Here is a 17,722-nt window from a genome sequence, read left to right on the forward strand (position 1 = left end):
GGAATGACCATGGGCAAACTGTTCTCCTACCGCCACCGGCCGGTGCATCTGGGACCCTATCCGCAGGAGACACTGCGCCGCCGCGAGGGCCCCGTGGATCTGGAGGACATACCGCCGCTGCCGCAGGTCAGCTTCCGCCGCCCCGATGCGCCGCTGTCGATTGTCAATGCGATGCGCGACTACCAGGCGATGCTCGATGCGACCCGCGAGGGGCTTGTGAAAAAAGAACGCGCCGTCATTCCCGCCAGCCCGCAGGAGCGCAGCGATCACCTGAAGGCCTTTGGCTATTTCTGCGACGCCTCGCTGGCAGGCGCCTGCGTGGTTCCGTCCGCGGCCTGGCTGGACACGCCGCTGGTGAACCCGGATGTGGCGGCGCTGGCGGAAACACTGCGCACCAAGCAGACCAAGACATTTGCCTCCGGCATCGACGTGGTGATGGCGTCTTTGCGCGAGTCGATGCAGGCTCCGCCCGCAGACTGCCGCCACCACACGCACGCGCTGGTCTATGTCTATGAATTCCCCCGCGATCCCGGAACAGGCGAGGATGGCACTGACTGGCTTGCGGACGCGCAGGAGCAGCGCGCCTGCCTGCGGGCGGCGGAGACCGTAGTGACGCTTGCCAACTACATCCGCCTGCTTGGGTGGGAGGCGCGCGCCCACACCGGCGCTGCCGCGGATGTGCATCTGGCCAGGCTGGCGGTGCAGGCCGGCCTTGCCACTTATGAGGATGGAGTCCTAATCAACCCCTTCCTGGGCAGCCGTTTCGGCATCGCCGCCGTCACCACCACGCTGGCGCTGGCCCCCGATCAGCCGCTGGAACCAGGGCAGGCGCCGGGCCTGAAATACCGTCTGGGCCTCGGCACCCACGCCAAAAGCGCCGCCACCCGCGACCCCTACGCCAAGCGCCGTTTCATGGACGGTCCGCATCCGTTTGAGACCCTGAAGCGGGTGGACGATCCGACAACCTATATCGACGAGGTGAACGTCGCCCGGGTGCCGAAACGCGCCGACATGTTTGCCCGCGCCCTGTTCGGCGACCTCGGCAAGGGCCCGCAGGAGGCGGCAAAGAACGGCAACTACGTGCGTAAATCCTCCTCCGCCTTTGCCTTCCGGTCTTCGCTTGCCGCCTTCGTGCTGCTGCAGGACGGCGAAGCCGCGCCGCAAATCGACCCCAGCGCCGCAGACGCCGCCCGCAACGCCGCGGGTATCAAGGCCGCAGCCTATTTCCTCGGCTGCGACGCGGTCGGCATCTCCCGCTGCCCGGACTGGGCCTATTACTCCCACGATGCCGCGGGCGACCCCTTGGCGCCCTACCACGAAAACGCCATCAGCACCATCATCGACCAGGGCCACGAAACCATGGAGGGCGCCTCCGGCGACGACTGGATCGCCTGCGCCCAGTCGATGCGGGCCTACCTGCGGTTTTCGCTGCTGGGCGGGGTGATCGCCCAGCAGATCCGCAACCTCGGCTATACCGCCCGGGTGCATTCAGTGATGGACGGTGAAGTGCTGCAGCCGCCGCTCTTGCTGCTGTCCGGCCTCGGTGAGGTATCCCGCATCGGCGAAGTGATCCTCAATCCCTTCCTCGGCCCCCGCCTGAAATCCGGCGCGGTGACCACCAACCTGCCGATGACCCATGACAAGCCGGTCGACTTCGGCCTGCAGCGGTTCTGCGAGGCCTGCAGCAAATGCGCCCGTGAATGCCCCTCCGGCGCCATCACCGCCGGGCCCAAGCTGATGTTCAACGGCTACGAGATCTGGAAGTCCGACAGCCAGAAATGCACCACCTACCGGGTCACCGTGCCCGGCGGCGCCATGTGCGGCCGCTGCATGAAGACCTGCCCCTGGAACCTCGAAGGCCTGTTCGCCGAGGCGCCGTTCCGCTGGGCCGCAATGAACCTGCCGGGCAGCGCGCCGCTGCTGGCAAAACTCGACGACGCGCTGGGCAATGGCGAGGTCAACACGGCCAAGAAATGGTGGTGGGATCTGGAGATGCTGGAGGAGGGGCCCTATGCCCCCTCGCAGCATCCGGTCAATGCCCGCCAGCTGTCCAAAGGCCTGGACCTGAAATTCGAGGATCAGACCCTTGCCGTCTACCCCGCGCCGCTGGCGCCGCCGCCCTACGCCTGGCCCGCGCCAATGGATCGGGAGGCCGGGATTGCCGCCTATCAGGCCATGATCCCGGCAGCGGAGCACAAGCGCCGCCGCGCCGCGGGCCTGCCGCCGGAGCATGTCTATACCGCCGGTGAGGGCGACGCCCCGGTGATGCGGGTGCGGCTGTCGAAGGTCGAGCATATGACCGATGCAGTGACCAAGTACGAGTTCTCCCTGCCGGACGGTTCGCCACTCCCGCCGGCAACCGCAGGCGCCCACATTGACGTGGTGGTCGCACCGGAGTTCTTCCGCCAGTACTCGCTGTCGGGGGACCCGGCGGACCGCACGAAGTACCAGATCGCCGTCCTGCGCGAGGATGCGGGCCGCGGCGGCTCCAAGCTCATGCACCGGATCTTCGAGGAGGGGCGGATGGTCTTCATCTCCAAGCCCATCAACCACTTCCCGCTGGTCGAGGATGCGGCCAAATCCTACCTGATGGGCGGCGGCATCGGGGTGACGCCGATGATCGCCATGGCCCACCGGCTGCATGCGCTGGGCCGGGATTTCGAGTTCCGCTATTCCTGCTCGAAGATGGAGAACGCCGGGTTCCTGAATGACCTTCAGAACGTTCCCTGGGCCGGCAAAGTGCATCTGCACTTCTCGGATCAGGGTACCCGCGCCGATCTGAAACAGGTGCTGCAGTATGCTCCCGGCAGCCACGTCTACACCTGCGGACCGGAGGCCTACATGCAAGCGGTGCTCGACACCGCACGCAGCAACGGTTTCCCTGAGGAAAACCGCCACATGGAGTATTTCTCGGTCCCCGAACAGCCTGAGTACGAGAACCATGCCTTCACCCTGAAACTGGCAAAATCGGGCCGCGAAATCGCGGTGCCGGCCGGGAAAACGGCCACGGAAGCACTGGCGGACAGCGGCATCCATGTGGACGTTAAATGCTCCGACGGCATCTGCGGCGTCTGCAAATGCGGGCTGCTCTCGGGCGCGGCGGAGCACCGTGACTTCGTGCTCTCCAACAAGCAGCGCGAGGGTGCGATCATCCTGTGCCAGTCCCGTGCGCTGGAGCCGGACGGGGTGCTGGAAATCGATCTGTAAGCGGCAGGCGGCGCAATTTTCTTGGATAAGAAAATTGCCAAAAGTTTTTGCAAAACTTTTGCGCGCGAGGATGCGGCAGCTTAGAACGGCTGCCGCTCGCCCAGCAGGTAGCGCACCGTATCCGCGTAGTCAAAAACCAGCGATACCGCGATAACCGCGCATACCGCCAGAATGATCCGCCGCGGCCAGGCTGGCATATCCGGGCGCGCCTGCTGCCGCCAAAGCCAGAAAACCAGCGGTGTCCAGAAAACGATATGCGGCAGGCCCAGCAGCCGGACATAGCCGAGCCGGTTGTAAATCCAATAGACTCCGGCTGCCGCCAGGACGCTGGCTGCCACCGTCACCAGCCCGGCCAGCCGGCTTGGCTTCCAGATCAGCAGCGCCAGCGGCAGGACAAAGGCGCCCAGGAACAGGATGCTGACCCAGATCTGCACCCATTGCGGCTGGGTTGCAATCGCTTCTTCCAGTGTCACAGCGGCGAGCCCTCCCTCATCTTGTCCTGCTCTGCAGGCGTGGGCGTGTGGTTGAACACATAGGCCGTGCGGCAGGCGTCCTCGCCGCCCAGCTCTTCGATCTTCTTGCGCTGATCCGCAAAGGCTCGGGCGTTCACCTCTTCCGGATCGCAGATCGCCCGCAGACGGCGTTCGCCTTCCGACAGGGCCTCTTCGGCCACGGGATCATCCATACCGTCCTTGGCCCGGTCAGCCTGTTCATGCGGGTCGGCCTCCAGATCGAACAGCTGCGGCTGCAGCCCGGCGTAATGGACATATTTCCACTTGCCCCAACGCACCATGAAGGCGCCGGTTTTCGACCCGCCGTCGTGGTATTCGCTGAAGCCCGTGCGGCTCTCGTCATAGGGGGCGTTGGCAATATGGCGCAGAGAGACACCTGGCAGCCCAGCCTTTGCAGCCAGCCCGCAGACCTCCCGCGCGGTGGCGGCGATGTCGGTCAGGCTGGTGCAGGTCGCCACCCTGTGCCCCGCTGGAATTCCCGGACCAGCCGCGATCATCGGCACGCCAGCGGATTGCTCATACATCACCTGCTTGGTCCAGAACCCCTGATCCCCCATCATGTCGCCATGATCCGACACATAAAGTATCACCGTGTTCTCCAGCTGATCGCTGGCCTCCAGCGCCCGGATCACCCGGCCCGCGCAATGGTCCATGAACGATGTCAGCCCGTAATAGGCGGCCTTGGCCTCGCGCATCTTCTGTTCGTCGAAGTAATCATCGTAGTTGAAGAAGGCTGCGATGTTGCGCAGCTCCTCGTGGTCCGGCAGCCCTTGGCCATAACTCACTGGCAGGTCCATCTCTGCCGGGTCGTACTGGCTGTACCACTCCTCTGGGCAGGTGAGGGGGTAATGCGGGCTGACCAAGGACACAAAGGCCGCCCAAGGCTGGTCCTGCCGCCTGGGATCGGCCAGCCAGGTCTCCGCCGCATCCGTGATCGCCAGGTCATAGTCAGTATAGGTACTGGACCCGGTGCCCACATCACCGGCCAGTTCTGCGGCTGAGTCATAGGGCGGCGGGTTTTCCCGCAGCAGGCCGATGGCCCAGCCGACCCCGCCGACCACATGCATCGGCAGGATCTCCTCGGAAAACCCGTTGTCGTCCTCAGCAGACCGGAAATGCAGCTTGCCGATCGAGACCACCTCGCGCCCTGCCTCCCGCAGCTGATGCATCCAACTGCGCGGGCTGCCTGCGTAAGGCGTCGCGCTGTCCCAATGCCCGGTCTTATGCACCCAATCGCCGGTGGCCAGCGCCGCCCGTGTCGGCACACACATGGGGGAGGGCGTATAGGCCGCGGTGAACATCGTGCCGCGTGCCGCCAGCGCATCCAGGTTCGGGGTCTTCACAATCGGATGGCCCGCGCAGCCCATCGCATCCTTGCGGTGCTCGTCCGAGATGATGACGAGGAAATTCACCTGCCGGCTCATCGTACGCTCCCTTTTGGCTTTGGTCCCAGACTGGCGGCAGAACGCGGCGCCTGAATGCCGGTTTGCGGCATCCGGGCGGCGGAATACCCCTTTGCAATCCAGCACTCCGCTGCTTCCTGGGTTGCGGGCTGCGGAACAGGCTGCTATCCCCGCTCCAGTTGATGTTATGATATAACATAAAGGATTCTCGCATGACAGACAGCAGGCTGCCGGTAACGGTGCTCTCGGGCTTCCTCGGGGCGGGCAAGACCACGCTCTTGAACCACGTCCTGAACAACCGCGCGGGACGCCGGGTTGCGGTGATCGTCAACGACATGAGCGAGGTGAACATAGACGCCGGCCTGGTGCGCGGCGGAACGGAACTGTCGCGCCAGGATGAAAAGCTGGTGGAAATGACCAACGGATGCATCTGCTGCACCCTGCGCGACGACCTGCTGCAGGAGGTGCGCCGCCTCGCCGGTGAAGGGCGGTTCGACTACCTGCTGATCGAAAGCACCGGCATTGCCGAGCCGCTGCCGGTGGCCGCGACCTTCGATTTCCGCGATGCCGAAGGACAGAGCCTCTCGGACGTGGCCCGCCTCGACACAATGGTGACCGTGGTCGATGCGGTGAACCTGCTACGGGATTTCTCCAGCCATGATTTCCTCAGCGACCGCGGCGAAAGCCTGGGTGAGGAGGACGATCGCACCCTTGTCAATCTGCTGACCGATCAGATCGAATTTTCCAACGTCATCATCCTGAACAAGGTGACTGAGGCCGGCCCGGCCCAGACCGAAGCAGCGATGCTGGTGATCAAGGCGCTGAACCCGGATGCCGAGGTGATTCAGACCGACTATTCCGAAGTTGACGGAGACCGCATCTTCAACACCGGCCGCTTCGATTTCGACCGCGCGCACGAACATCCGCTCTGGGCCAAGGAGCTTTACGGCTTCGAGCACCACGTGCCGGAAACCCAGGAATACGGCATCTCCTCTTTCGTCTACCGCGCCAAACGCCCCTTTGACCCCGCCAAGATCCACGCGTTGCTGAATGGCGGCCTGCCCGGCGTGATCCGCGCCAAGGGCCATTTCTGGCTGGCCACCCGTCCTGAGTGGGCCGCCGAGTACTCCCTGGCCGGCGCCATCTCCTCGGTCCGCCCGCTGGGCCTGTGGTGGGCGGCGGTGCCAACGGAACGCTGGCCCGCACACCCCGAGGCCCGGCGCGAGTTCCTGCAGAACTGGGACGAAACCTGGGGCGACCGGCGGCAGGAACTGGTGTTCATCGGTGCAGGTCTCGACAAGGAAGCCACCACCGCCCGCCTCGATGCCTGCCTGATGCCGGAAACGGCGAATGGCTTCGACCCGGCCTGGGCCTCCTTGGAGGACCCCTTCCCAAGCTGGCACCGCAATGGCTGACCGCCGGGCGCGCCGCAACCTGAACTCCCGCCTGAAACGGCGGCGCCGGGCGGGGGACCCGATGCAGGCCTATGACGCCCTGCCGCCGGGCCTGCGGCAGTGGCTGGCCTCTGCCTGCCTGCCCTGGAGCCCGGCCTCGGCGCTCAGGATCTGGACCAGGGCGGGCGGCAGCCGTGATCCCGCTGCCGCTGCCGCCCGGTTGGATGCCGCAGAACAGGCGATGCTGAAACGGGACGCACGCGTCTGGGCGTTCCGGGACTAGCCGCGGGCGACGCCACATCAGGCGGTTTTCTTCTCCGCCTCCGCTGCGGCATCATATTCCGCCCGCGCCGCGTCAATCGCGGGCAGATGTTCCAGCGCCCACAGCCCCATGGCCCACACCGGCTCCCGGAACGACTCGCCCAGCGGCGTCAGCGCATATTCCACCTTGGGCGGGATCGTCGGGTAATAGGTTCGGCTCACCAGCCCGTCGCGCTCCAGCTCGCGTAGGGTGAGGCTCAGCATCCGCTGGGAAATCCCCAGATGCCGCTTCAGCTCATTGAACCGCAGCACGCCGTATTGCGCCAGCGAGATCACGATCAGCACGCTCCAGCGGTCGCCGACCCGCGACAGCACCTCGTTGATGCGGCCGCACTCCGGGCATTGCCCCTCCGCCATGGTGGTTCCCTCCGTGTAACCGGGGCTCAGAAATGTGCCTTCTTGTGCCCAATCCAGTGCCGCTTATATAGCCAGTCACAAATCTATACCACCCCTGGCAACCGGCCGTGAAAGGACCAAAGAGATGAGCAAGAGCACCCTGATCGAGAAGCTGAACTGGCGCTATGCCACCAAGAAGATGGACCCCGTCAAAGCGGTCCCGCAGGAGAAGGTCGACCAGATCCTCGAGGCGATCCGCATGGCGCCGACTTCCTCCGGCACCCAGCCATTTGAGGTGTTCGTGGTCACCAACCCGGAAATCCGCGCGCAGATCCAACCGCACGCCTGGGACCAGGCCCAGATCACCGACGGCTCGCACCTGCTGGTCTTTGCCGCCTGGGACAACTACTCCGAAGACCGCATCGACGCCGTCACCCGCCAGATGACCGAAGAACGCGGTGAGATCCCGATGCTGAACCAGTATTACGACAATCTCAAGGCGACCTACCTGCCGCGCGAGGAGCGCACCAACCACGACCACGCCGCCCGCCAGGCCTATATCGCGCTGGGCTTTGCGCTGGCCGCCGCCGCGGAGCTGGAAGTGGATAGCACCCCGATGGAAGGTTTCGACCCGGCGAAGGTCGATGAAATCCTCGGCCTGCGGGATAAGGGGCTGCGCTCGGTGGTGCTGCTGCCGCTGGGCTACCGCGCAGAGGAAGGCGACTGGCTGCTGCCGATGAAGAAGGTCCGCAAGTCCCGCGACACCATCGTGACCGAGATCGCCTGAGGCCTATTAAACACAGCGCGGGCGGCAGTCACTGCCGCCCGCCGATCTGGCTGGCCTGTTTCTGCCCCCGGAATTTGGCAGCCCAAAACCTTTAATGCCCTGATTTCAGGCTACATTAAGAATCCAACGATAATCTGTTTTCGAGTCCCAGCAGTCTTCTAGAGGGCAGCTGCAGCTTGGAGTGTCTTTGCGGGGGGCCACCTAAGCCATGTTTACAGCCGAATTTTCAGTGAGCGACCTGGAGCCGGAGCTGAAGTCCATGTTCCTGCTCTGGCACAGCGCGTCGCAGGACGGCCGTTTCCCGAGTCTGCCGGAATTCGGGCTGCCAAATGCCGAAAACGCCCCCAACATCCTGTCCGTTTTTGAAATCGAACGGTCCGCTTCCGGTGATGCCACCGACTTCAAGGCGCTGTATGCGCGCAGCAAAATCAGCAACACGCTTCGTGACAAATTCGTGGGGACGCGGCTCTCCGACCATCCCGGTTTCGGGCCCGGGTCACTGATCTGGAGCGGTTTTGCCGAGATCGCCGCCAACCCCCGGCCGCTCCTGGTCTCGCTCCCTTATGTCGGACCTCTGCCGGATTACCAAAGCACTTCCGAGATTTATCTTCCGCTGCTTGGCGAGCATGAGGCCGTCGACTACGTGCTGGTCGGTGTTGTTCTGCTGGAGAAAGAATACGGACACCAGCAGCCGGGCTGAACTTCACCTGCAGCGGCGCCCTTTTGCCCTAAGCCCCTAGCCATCGGAGAGATCAGATTGCCGGACGGTTCGCGGGAGCTTTCTCCTTGCCGCACAGGGCTTTTCCCTTGCGCAGCCCCGGGAATCCGCCTATACGCGCGCTGTCAATACAAGGGCGGTCAACGTCCGGGCGGCATATCTGAGCAGGGCTGGGGAACACCTCGGCCCTTTATGTTTGTTTGATCAGATATGCTCCGGGCCACGTTCTGTAGGGCTAACCAAGACCGGCGGAGACAACCGCCCGGCCAGAAAACCGTTAGTAAAGGAAACCTGAGACCTCATGGCTCAAAACGCATCGATGGAGGAATTCGAAGCCCTCCTGAACGAAAGCTTCGAAATGGACACCCCGGACGAAGGTTCGGTTGTCAAAGGCAAAGTGCTGGCAATCGAAGCCGGCCAGGCCATCATCGACGTCGGCTACAAGATGGAAGGCCGCGTTGATCTGAAAGAATTCGCAAACCCCGGCGAAGCGCCCGAAATCGCAGTTGGCGACGAAGTCGAGGTTTACCTGCGCGCCGCAGAAAACGCCCGTGGCGAAGCCGTCATCTCCCGTGAGATGGCCCGCCGCGAGGAAGCCTGGGACCGCCTGGAAAAAGCCTACGCAGACGATCAGCGCGTTGAAGGCGCGATCTTCGGCCGCGTCAAGGGCGGCTTCACCGTCGACCTGGGCGGCGCTGTTGCCTTCCTGCCCGGCTCGCAGGTTGACGTGCGCCCCGTGCGCGACGCTGGCCCGCTGATGGGTCTGAAGCAGCCGTTCCAGATCCTGAAGATGGACCGCCGCCGCGGCAACATCGTGGTGTCGCGCCGTGCGATCCTCGAAGAGTCCCGCGCCGAGCAGCGCGCCGAAGTCATCGGCAACCTGACCGAAGGCCAGGCAGTCGACGGTGTCGTCAAGAACATCACCGAATACGGTGCGTTTGTTGACCTGGGCGGCGTTGACGGCCTGCTGCACGTCACCGACATGGCATGGCGCCGTGTGAACCACCCCTCCGAGATCCTGTCGATCGGCGAAACCGTCAAGGTTCAGGTCATCAAGATCAACAAGGAAACCCACCGCATCTCCCTGGGCATGAAGCAGCTGCAGGAAGATCCGTGGGATCTGGTTGGCGCCAAGTACCCGCTGAACTCGGTGCACAAGGGCCGCGTCACCAACATCACCGATTACGGTGCGTTTGTTGAGCTGGAGCCGGGCGTTGAAGGTCTGGTCCACGTGTCCGAAATGTCCTGGACCAAGAAAAACGTCCACCCGGGCAAAATCGTCTCCACTTCCCAGGAAGTCGACGTCATGGTCCTGGAAATCGACGGTGCCAAGCGCCGCGTGTCCCTGGGCCTCAAGCAGACCATGCGCAACCCGTGGGAAGTCTTTGCCGAGACCCACCCGGAAGGCACCCAGGTCGAAGGCGAAGTCAAGAACATCACCGAATTCGGTCTGTTCATTGGCCTGGACGGCGACATCGACGGCATGGTTCACCTCTCCGACCTGTCCTGGGACGAGCGCGGTGAAGACGCGATCCAGAACTACCGCAAAGGCGACGTGGTTCAGGCCGTTGTCTCCGAAGTGGATGTCGACAAGGAGCGTATCTCGCTGTCGATCAAAGCCCTGGGCGGCGACAAGTTCGCCGAAGCCGTGGGCGGCGTGAAGCGCGGCTCCGTGATCACCGTCGAAGTGACCGCGATCGAAGACGGCGGCATCGAAGTGGAATACGAAGGCATGAAGTCCTTCATCCGCCGCTCCGACCTGGCCCGCGACCGTGCCGACCAGCGCCCCGAGCGTTTCTCGGTTGGCGACAAGGTCGACGTGCGCGTCACCAACGTCGACTCCAAGACCCGCCGCCTGGGCCTGTCCATCAAGGCGCGCGAGATCGCGGAAGAGAAAGAAGCAGTGGAACAGTATGGCTCCTCGGACTCCGGCGCATCGCTGGGCGACATCCTGGGCGCCGCACTGAAGTCGGGCGACTAAGACCCGGCCTCACGGCTAAGAACTGGAAAGCCCCGCAGGTGACTGCGGGGCTTTTTCTTTAGCGCCACTGTCACCAGCATCGCCTCAGGCGGGGAGAACCTGGCAAGGCGGCCTCGGCCATTGAAAACGGCTTTCCGGCACTTTCCAGGGAAACCGCCTGAACCGCGGCGCCTGCACCGGAGGCGGCGCACGGCCCAAGCAGGCTGCAGGCCGCGAATCAACCGGGGCCCCGGCGGCATCCCGGCCGCGGATGCCGCGATGCAGCGCCGGGCAGCGGCGCCTGATCCGGCCCCGGCAGCCTGCAAAGCGGGTGAACTCTTGCCGGATTTCCCGCCCTGCATGCGGCATTTTGTTCCCCTACGCGGGAAATTTTCCTATACTCTCAGAATAATAGCCAAAACATTACGGCAGCCTGGGAGGAAGAAAGATCATGATCCGCTCTGAGTTGATTCAGAAGATTGCAGACGAAAACCCGCACCTGTATCAGCGGGATGTGGAGAGGATCGTGAACACGGTGTTTGAGGAAGTGACCAACGCGATGGCCCGGGGCGACCGGGTGGAGCTGCGCGGCTTTGGCGCTTTCTCGGTCAAGAAGCGGGACTCGCGGGTCGGCCGCAATCCCCGCACCGGTGAGACCGTCCATGTCGAGGAAAAACATGTGCCGTTCTTCAAGACAGGTAAGCTCTTGAGGGACCGCCTGAACGGGAAAGCCTGATGCGTTACATTCGCTACGCGGTTCTGGGGGCACTGGCCATCGTGCTGGTGTCGGTGAGCCTTGCAAACCGCAGTTTTGTTGAGCTCAAACTGATGCCCGAGGCGCTGGGTGAGCTTTTCGGCTTCAATCCGGGCATCTCGCTGCCGCTGTTTACGGTGGTTCTGGGCGGGGTTGGTGCCGGGCTGGTGCTCGGCTTCCTGTGGGAATGGATTCGCGAGCACAAGCACCGGCGCGAAGCGGCGGAAAAGGCCCGCGAGGCACGCAAGCTGAACCGCGAAGTGAACCGGCTGAAAAAGCAGAAGCACGAAGGCAAGGACGAGGTTCTTGCCCTGCTAGAAGACGCAGGCTGAGCCAGTCATGAGTGACATCCGGGTCAAGATCTGCGGGCTCAGCACCCCGCAGGATGTGGCCGCCGTTGCAGCGGCAGGCGCAGCCTATGCGGGGTTTGTCTTCTTCCCGAAGTCGCCCCGCAACGTCAGCATCGAACAGGCCGCCGCGCTGGCCGTCGAGGCGCCCGTTGGCCTGTGCAAGGTGGCGCTGACGGTGAATGCCACCGACGCCGAGCTGGACGCCATCACTGAAGCTGTGCCGCTCGACATGCTGCAGCTGCATGGGCGCGAAACTCCGGAGCGTGTGGCAGAGGTGCGCAGCCGCTACGGCTTGCCGGTGATGAAGGCGGTGGGCATTGCCGATGCTTCGGATCTGCCGCAGATCGCTGAGTATGAGCAGGTGGCGGACCAGCTGCTGATCGACGCCAAACCGCCCAAGGAGGCCGAACTGCCCGGCGGCAACGGGCTGGCCTTCGACTGGCGCCTGCTGGCCGGGCGCAAGTACTGGCAGAAGCCTTGGATGCTGGCCGGGGGCCTGACCCCGGACAACGTGGCCGAGGCGATCCGCATGACCGGCGCGCGGCAGGTGGATGTCTCCTCCGGTGTCGAAAGCGCCCCGGGCCAGAAGGACGCCGCGCTGATCGAAAGCTTCACCAAGGCCGCTTTGGCCGCCCGCGGCTGATGGCTCGCGCCACCGCCGTTTCGCGATGCAGGAGAGGGCGGAATTTGAGTATTTTTGCAAAGAAGAAGCACAGACTGTCTCTTCTTCTTTGCAAAAATACTCACTGCGCAACCGCTGCCTGGCAGCGTGCCGCCGAAGGTGTTGCGCCCCTGCGGACGCCGCCCTCACGTGATCTTAGGCGTCAGATGCCATTCTCTCCCCTGATCGCGGTCACCGCCGGGCCTGACACCCCCGGCACTTTGGAACAGGGCCCTTTGGCAAGGGCACGCAGAGACAACGTTTAGCGTGCGGGAGGAACCTCCCGTCCCGCCTCCGCCCCTTGGCGGCGCCGCCATCCTTATCCTTCCGCCTCTCAGGACAGGCAGCAGACCACAGCGAAACAGCCAGACACCGGCAGGGCAGGGGCCTTGGCCGGATCAAGCAGCTTGCGCAGAGCCCCCTTTACCAAGGCGCTGCCGCGCTATAGTCATGGCGGGCGCTGCGAAAGTGAGGGAACACCTATGGCCGACGATCTTTTCAACAGCTTCATGAACGGTCCGGACGAAAACGGCCGTTTCGGCATCTTTGGCGGGCGGTTTGTGTCCGAAACCCTGATGCCTCTGATCCTGAGCCTTGAGGAAGAGTACAACAAGGCCAAGGACGATCCCTCCTTCTGGGCCGAGATGGACAGCCTGTGGAAGCACTACGTCGGCCGCCCCAGCCCGCTGTACTATGCGGAGCGCCTGACCGAAGAACTGGGCGGCGCCAAGGTTTACATGAAGCGCGACGAGCTGAACCACACCGGCGCGCATAAGGTGAACAACGTGCTGGGCCAGATCCTGCTGGCGCGGCGCATGGGCAAAACCCGGATCATCGCCGAAACCGGCGCCGGACAGCACGGCGTGGCCACCGCCACCGTCTGCGCCAAGTTCGGCCTGAAATGCGTGGTCTACATGGGCGCCCATGACGTCAAGCGCCAGGCTCCGAACGTGTTCCGGATGCGCCTGCTGGGCGCCGAAGTGATCCCGGTCACCTCCGGCCGCGGCACCCTCAAAGACGCGATGAACGACGCGCTGCGCGACTGGGTGACCAACGTGCGTGACACCTTCTACTGCATCGGCACCGTTGCCGGTCCGCACCCCTACCCGGCGATGGTGCGCGACTTCCAGTCGGTGATCGGCAAGGAAGTCCGCTGGCAGCTGGAGGAGCAGGAGGGCGAAGGCCGCCTGCCGGACACCGTGATTGCCGCGATCGGCGGCGGCTCCAACGCGATGGGGCTGTTCTTTCCGTTCCTGGATGATCCGTCGGTGAAGATCATCGGCGTAGAAGCGGGGGGCAAGGGCGTTGACGAACGGATGCAGCACTGCGCATCGCTGACCGGCGGCCGCCCCGGCGTGCTGCACGGCAACCGCACCTATCTGCTGCAGGACGATGACGGCCAGATCCAGGAGGGCTTCTCGATCTCCGCGGGCCTCGACTACCCGGGTATCGGTCCGGAGCACTCCTGGCTGCATGAGACGGGCCGCGCCGAATATGTCTCGATCACCGACAAGGAAGCGCTGGAGGCCTTCCAACTCAGCTGCCGCACCGAGGGCATCATCCCGGCGCTGGAGCCCAGCCACGCGCTGGCGCATGTGACCAAGATCGCGCCCAAGCTGCCCAAGGACCACATCATCGTGATGAACATGTGCGGCCGCGGCGACAAGGACGTGTTCACCGTTGCCAAGCACCTGGGCTTTGACATGTCCGACACCGAGGAAGGCCGCACCTTCGAGGAGTGAGCCGGCCAGACAAGGCACAAGAACAGGCGCCCCGCAGGGCGCCTTTTTTGTTGCTGGATTGCAAGTCGCGCCGCTCAGGCCGGGTCGGCGGCAAAGCTCTGCAGGATGCTCAGCGGCACGATTTCCAGCGCCCGCATATGGGTGGCCTCCAGGTGCACCTTCGGGGCGCAGCCCTCATCCGCGGCCTGCAGGAAGCGGGCCGCGCACAGGCACCAGCGGTCGCCGGGCTGCAGCCCGGCAAAGCTGAACTCCGGCCGCGGGGTGGACAGGTCGTTGCCGACATATTTGGAGAAGGCCAGGAACTCTGCCGTGGTCACCACGCAGACAGTGTGGCTGCCCTGGTCCTCGGCGCAGGTGTTGCAATGGCCGTCGCGGAAAAAGCCGGTCACCGGCGCGGTGGAGCAGGGGACCAGCGGGCCGCCCAGAACATTTATGCTGTCGTCTTTTTCCATGGGGAGCTGTCCTCGCAGCATTACGGGGCCGCATTTCTGGGCCGCGTTCCGGCATAATGATAGGGCGATTGCGCCGCCCGTCCCGGGATTTCCAGCGCGGGCGGCGGCCATGATCCCGATGCGCGCCGGCAGGTCAATCCCTGTGCTGTCAAAAAACAACGGCCCGCCAAGGGGATGGCGGGCCGCGGTCTGCTGGAATGGATCAGGGGTCAGGTGTTGAACAGGAAGTGCAGCACATCGCCGTCCTTGACGATGTAGCTCTTGCCTTCGGCCCGCATCTTGCCGGCTTCCTTGGCGCCCTGTTCGCCGTTGCAGGCGATGAAATCGTCATAGGCGATGGTCTCGGCGCGGATGAAACCCTTCTCGAAATCGCCGTGGATGACGCCCGCCGCCTGCGGCGCCGCGGTGCCGGTGCGGATGGTCCAGGCGCGCGCTTCCTTGGGGCCGACGGTGAAATAGGTTTCCAGGTGCAAGAGGTCGTAGCCCGCGCGGATCAGCCGGTCGAGGCCGGCCTCTTCCAGCCCCATTTCCTCCAGGAACATCTGGGCCTCTTCCGGGTCCAGCTGGCTGATCTCTTCCTCGATCTGGGCAGAGATGATCACATGGGCGTTGCCCTGCGCCGCGGCCATTTCAGCCACCTTGGCGGAATGCTCGTTGCCCTCGACAGATTCCGACTCGCCCACGTTGCAGACATAGAGCACCGGCTTGGTGGTCAAGAGCTGCAGCATCTTCCAGGCCTTGGCGTCCTCGGCGTCGACCTCGACCAGGCGGGCGGGCTTGCCGTCTTCCAGCATCGCCTGCGCGGCAGCCAGCAGGCGGTCCTGCTGCTGGGCTTCCTTGTCGTTGCCCTTCAGCTTGCGCACCAGGTTGGCGCGGCGCTTCTCGATGCTTTCGAGGTCGGCCAGCATCAGCTCGGTCTCGATCACCTCGGCGTCGGCTACCGGATCAACGCGGCCGTCCACGTGAGTCACGTCGCCGTCTTCAAAGCAGCGCAGCACATGGGCAATCGCGTCGGTTTCGCGGATGTTGGCCAGGAACTGGTTGCCCAGACCCTCACCCTTGGAGGCGCCCTTCACCAGGCCCGCGATGTCAACGAAAGTCATCCGGGTCGGGATGATCTGTTTCGACTTGGCGATCGCCGCCAGCTTGTCCAGCCGTGCGTCCGGCACCGCAACTTCGCCCACGTTGGGTTCGATGGTGCAGAACGGAAAGTTGGCCGCCTGCGCCGAGGCGGTTTTGGTCAGCGCGTTGAACAGCGTCGATTTGCCCACGTTGGGCAGGCCGACGATTCCCATTTTAAAGCCCATTTCGGCCTCCTGATGCCACTTGGGAGCTGCTTCTAGGCAGCATTGGAGGTGCGCGCAAGGCAAGTATGGCTGGCAAAAGCGCCACAATCGCCTTCTGTGCGGCTCTGCACAGCGGGCCCTCATATTGCTTTTTCGTGAGGCGGCTTGGAAAACCGCTGCAAAAAAATATCTTTATGCGAAATAAATAATTCTGCGAGGGGCTAGAAATGAAACAGACAGCTTTGCTGGCGGCAGCACTGTCGGCTGCGATGGCTTTGCCCGCGGCTGCCCAGGAGGTGACGCTGGGGCTGGGGTATTCCGACTATCACCGGGATGCGGCGGAAGACAGCGCAGTGTTCGCAGTGGACTACCTGCACGCGCCGTTTCACGAGCGCGGACGCCTGTCGGCCCGCTTCGGCGCCGCGCTGGAGGTGCAGGAGGCCGGCGACGTGTTTACCGGTGTCGGCATCAGCGGCGTGATTGACCTGAACAACGACTGGTTCATCGAGACCAGCGTGATGCCCGGCGCTTATCACGAAAGCTCGGATGCCAATGATCTGGGCTCCGCCTTTGAAATCCGCACCCTGGTGGCGGTGGGCAAGCGGTTCTACAACGGCAAGGCGGTGTCGCTGGCGTTCAGCCACAAGTCCAACGCCTCGACCGCGGATGATAACCCGGGCGTCAACACGGTAACGCTGCGCTGGCACATTCCGCTGGGCGGCTGAGCCGGGCCGGCGCGCGGCGCGGGATTGATTTCCCGCGCAACATTCGGCACACCGGAGCGGAAACCTGAAAACAAGGCCCGCCCATGACCCGCATTGATGCCAAATTCGCCGAATTGAACGCCGCCGGAAAGAAAGCCTTTGTCACCTATGTGATGGCAGGGGATCCGGACTATGAGACCTCGCTGGAGGTGGTGAAGGGGCTGCCGGGCGCCGGTGTGGACATCATCGAGCTGGGCCTGCCGTTCACCGATCCGATGGCGGACGGCCCGACCATCCAGCTGGCCGGCCAGCGGGCGCTGGACGGCGGCATGACGCTGGAAAAGACGCTGCAGCTGGCGGCTGACTTCCGCAAAGGTGACGACACCACCCCGATCGTGCTGATGGGCTACTACAACCCGATCTACAACCGCGGCGTCGACAAGTTCCTGGAAGACGCCAAGGCCGCGGGCATCGACGGTCTGATCGTGGTGGACCTGCCGCCGGAAGAGGACGAGGAGCTGTGTATCCCGGCGCAGAAGGCCGGGCTGAACTTCATCCGTCTGGCGACTCCGACAACCGACGACAAGCGCCTGCCCAAGGTGCTGCAGAACACCTCCGGCTTTGTCTATTACGTTTCGATCACCGGCATCACCGGCGCGGCCGAGGCCGAGGCGGGCGACGTCGGCCCCGAGGTTGCGCGCATCAAGGCGGCGACCGATCTGCCGGTCATCGTCGGCTTTGGCATCAACACGCCGGAGAAGGCACAGAACATTGCCTCGGTCGCTGATGGCGCGGTGGTCGGCAGCGCCATCGTCAGCCAGATCGGTTCGGGCAAGTCGCCGGAGGAGGTGCTGGCGTTTGTGAAGTCCCTCGCGGATGGCGCCCACAAGGGCTAAGCGTCAAAACACTTAGGGCGCACGAGCCTGGGTGGGTGCGAAGCGCCCTCCCATGGGGAGGGTCGGGCGCTGCCCGGCGGTGCCGCCGGGCGGAACTATATTGAGTAAATCAAACCGCGCCTCCGGGTGCGGTTTTTTGCGTCTCAAGGGGTGCGGCAAAGGCAGCGTTGCTTTTGCTGGATTGAATTGGTAAGAAAACTTTACCAAACGAAAGCGGGAGAGAGTCCGGTGCCGGTGAT

17 protein-coding genes are annotated in these 17,722 nt (G+C 64.0%); 12 read left to right on the forward strand and 5 right to left on the reverse strand.

Annotated features, from left to right (window positions below):
- The first annotated feature begins 9 nt into the window (after positions 1 to 9).
- Entirely contained in the window at positions 10 to 3,207 is a 3,198-nt protein-coding gene (locus ACFMBG_RS09010) for a 2Fe-2S iron-sulfur cluster-binding protein (RefSeq protein WP_421054369.1), read from the forward strand.
- A gap of 80 nt (positions 3,208 to 3,287) precedes the next feature.
- Here the strand turns inward: ACFMBG_RS09010 and ACFMBG_RS09015 are convergent, their stop codons facing one another.
- Positions 3,288 to 3,680: a hypothetical protein gene (locus ACFMBG_RS09015; protein ID WP_421054370.1), complete on the reverse strand. Its 393-nt coding sequence runs from the start codon at positions 3,678 to 3,680 to the stop codon at positions 3,288 to 3,290.
- Entirely contained in the window at positions 3,677 to 5,143 is a 1,467-nt protein-coding gene (locus tag ACFMBG_RS09020) for a sulfatase family protein (protein WP_421054371.1), read from the reverse strand. The genes ACFMBG_RS09015 and ACFMBG_RS09020 overlap by 4 nt, the downstream gene beginning before the upstream one ends.
- Before the next feature lie 191 nt (positions 5,144 to 5,334).
- On the opposite strand from ACFMBG_RS09020, the gene ACFMBG_RS09025 reads away from it, so the two are divergent.
- Together ACFMBG_RS09025 and ACFMBG_RS09030 are read left to right on the forward strand one after the other, a co-directional pair.
- Positions 5,335 to 6,537, forward strand: a complete 1,203-nt coding sequence (locus ACFMBG_RS09025; protein ID WP_421054372.1) for a GTP-binding protein — start codon at positions 5,335 to 5,337, stop codon at positions 6,535 to 6,537.
- Positions 6,530 to 6,799, forward strand: a complete 270-nt coding sequence (locus ACFMBG_RS09030) for a DUF6525 family protein (protein ID WP_174147210.1) — start codon at positions 6,530 to 6,532, stop codon at positions 6,797 to 6,799. The genes ACFMBG_RS09025 and ACFMBG_RS09030 overlap by 8 nt, the downstream gene beginning before the upstream one ends.
- Before the next feature lie 17 nt (positions 6,800 to 6,816).
- Here the strand turns inward: ACFMBG_RS09030 and ACFMBG_RS09035 are convergent, their stop codons facing one another.
- Positions 6,817 to 7,194 carry a winged helix-turn-helix transcriptional regulator gene (locus ACFMBG_RS09035; RefSeq protein WP_421054373.1) on the reverse strand — a complete coding sequence of 126 codons (378 nt, stop codon included), beginning with the start codon at positions 7,192 to 7,194 and terminating at the stop codon, positions 6,817 to 6,819.
- Positions 7,195 to 7,318: 124 nt separating this feature from the next.
- Between ACFMBG_RS09035 and ACFMBG_RS09040 the strand changes: the two genes are divergently transcribed.
- From ACFMBG_RS09040 to trpB, 7 genes are all read left to right on the forward strand, one after another.
- The gene (locus tag ACFMBG_RS09040) at positions 7,319 to 7,960 is read left to right on the forward strand and encodes an NAD(P)H-dependent oxidoreductase (protein WP_421054374.1); all 642 of its coding nucleotides are present in this window, start codon (positions 7,319 to 7,321) and stop codon (positions 7,958 to 7,960) included.
- 208 nt (positions 7,961 to 8,168) lie between these two features.
- Complete coding sequence (locus tag ACFMBG_RS09045; protein WP_421054375.1) at positions 8,169 to 8,660, forward strand: hypothetical protein; 492 nt, start codon at positions 8,169 to 8,171, stop codon at positions 8,658 to 8,660.
- Positions 8,661 to 8,979: 319 nt separating this feature from the next.
- Positions 8,980 to 10,659, forward strand: a complete 1,680-nt coding sequence (gene rpsA, locus ACFMBG_RS09050; protein WP_421054376.1) for a 30S ribosomal protein S1 — start codon at positions 8,980 to 8,982, stop codon at positions 10,657 to 10,659.
- Positions 10,660 to 11,089: 430 nt separating this feature from the next.
- Positions 11,090 to 11,374: an integration host factor subunit beta gene (ihfB, locus tag ACFMBG_RS09055; protein ID WP_008557618.1), complete on the forward strand. Its 285-nt coding sequence runs from the start codon at positions 11,090 to 11,092 to the stop codon at positions 11,372 to 11,374.
- A complete protein-coding gene (locus tag ACFMBG_RS09060) occupies positions 11,374 to 11,724 on the forward strand; it encodes a lipopolysaccharide assembly protein LapA domain-containing protein (RefSeq protein WP_421054377.1) in 351 nt (116 codons plus the stop codon). The genes ihfB and ACFMBG_RS09060 overlap by 1 nt, the downstream gene beginning before the upstream one ends.
- Before the next feature lie 7 nt (positions 11,725 to 11,731).
- A complete protein-coding gene (locus ACFMBG_RS09065) occupies positions 11,732 to 12,385 on the forward strand; it encodes a phosphoribosylanthranilate isomerase (protein ID WP_421054378.1) in 654 nt (217 codons plus the stop codon).
- Between the two features lie 500 nt (positions 12,386 to 12,885).
- Complete coding sequence (trpB, locus tag ACFMBG_RS09070; RefSeq protein WP_421054379.1) at positions 12,886 to 14,145, forward strand: tryptophan synthase subunit beta; 1,260 nt, start codon at positions 12,886 to 12,888, stop codon at positions 14,143 to 14,145.
- Positions 14,146 to 14,219: 74 nt separating this feature from the next.
- Here the strand turns inward: trpB and ACFMBG_RS09075 are convergent, their stop codons facing one another.
- Together ACFMBG_RS09075 and ychF are read right to left on the reverse strand one after the other, a co-directional pair.
- Positions 14,220 to 14,597: a DUF2237 family protein gene (locus ACFMBG_RS09075; RefSeq protein WP_421054380.1), complete on the reverse strand. Its 378-nt coding sequence runs from the start codon at positions 14,595 to 14,597 to the stop codon at positions 14,220 to 14,222.
- A gap of 209 nt (positions 14,598 to 14,806) precedes the next feature.
- Positions 14,807 to 15,904 (reverse strand): redox-regulated ATPase YchF, encoded by a 1,098-nt coding sequence (gene ychF / locus ACFMBG_RS09080; RefSeq protein ID WP_421054381.1) that lies wholly within the window; start codon positions 15,902 to 15,904, stop codon positions 14,807 to 14,809.
- A gap of 206 nt (positions 15,905 to 16,110) precedes the next feature.
- Here ychF and ACFMBG_RS09085 point away from each other — a divergent pair, with 206 nt between their 5' ends.
- On the forward strand, positions 16,111 to 16,608 hold the full coding sequence (locus ACFMBG_RS09085) for an acyloxyacyl hydrolase (protein WP_421054382.1): 498 nt from the start codon (positions 16,111 to 16,113) through the stop codon (positions 16,606 to 16,608).
- A gap of 83 nt (positions 16,609 to 16,691) precedes the next feature.
- Positions 16,692 to 17,483, forward strand: coding sequence for a tryptophan synthase subunit alpha (gene trpA / locus ACFMBG_RS09090; protein ID WP_421054383.1), 792 nt, complete (start codon positions 16,692 to 16,694; stop codon positions 17,481 to 17,483).
- Positions 17,484 to 17,722 lie beyond the last annotated feature (239 nt).

Source organism: Leisingera coralii (genome assembly GCF_049056525.1).
In the GTDB taxonomy this organism is placed as follows: domain Bacteria; phylum Pseudomonadota; class Alphaproteobacteria; order Rhodobacterales; family Rhodobacteraceae; genus Leisingera; species Leisingera coralii.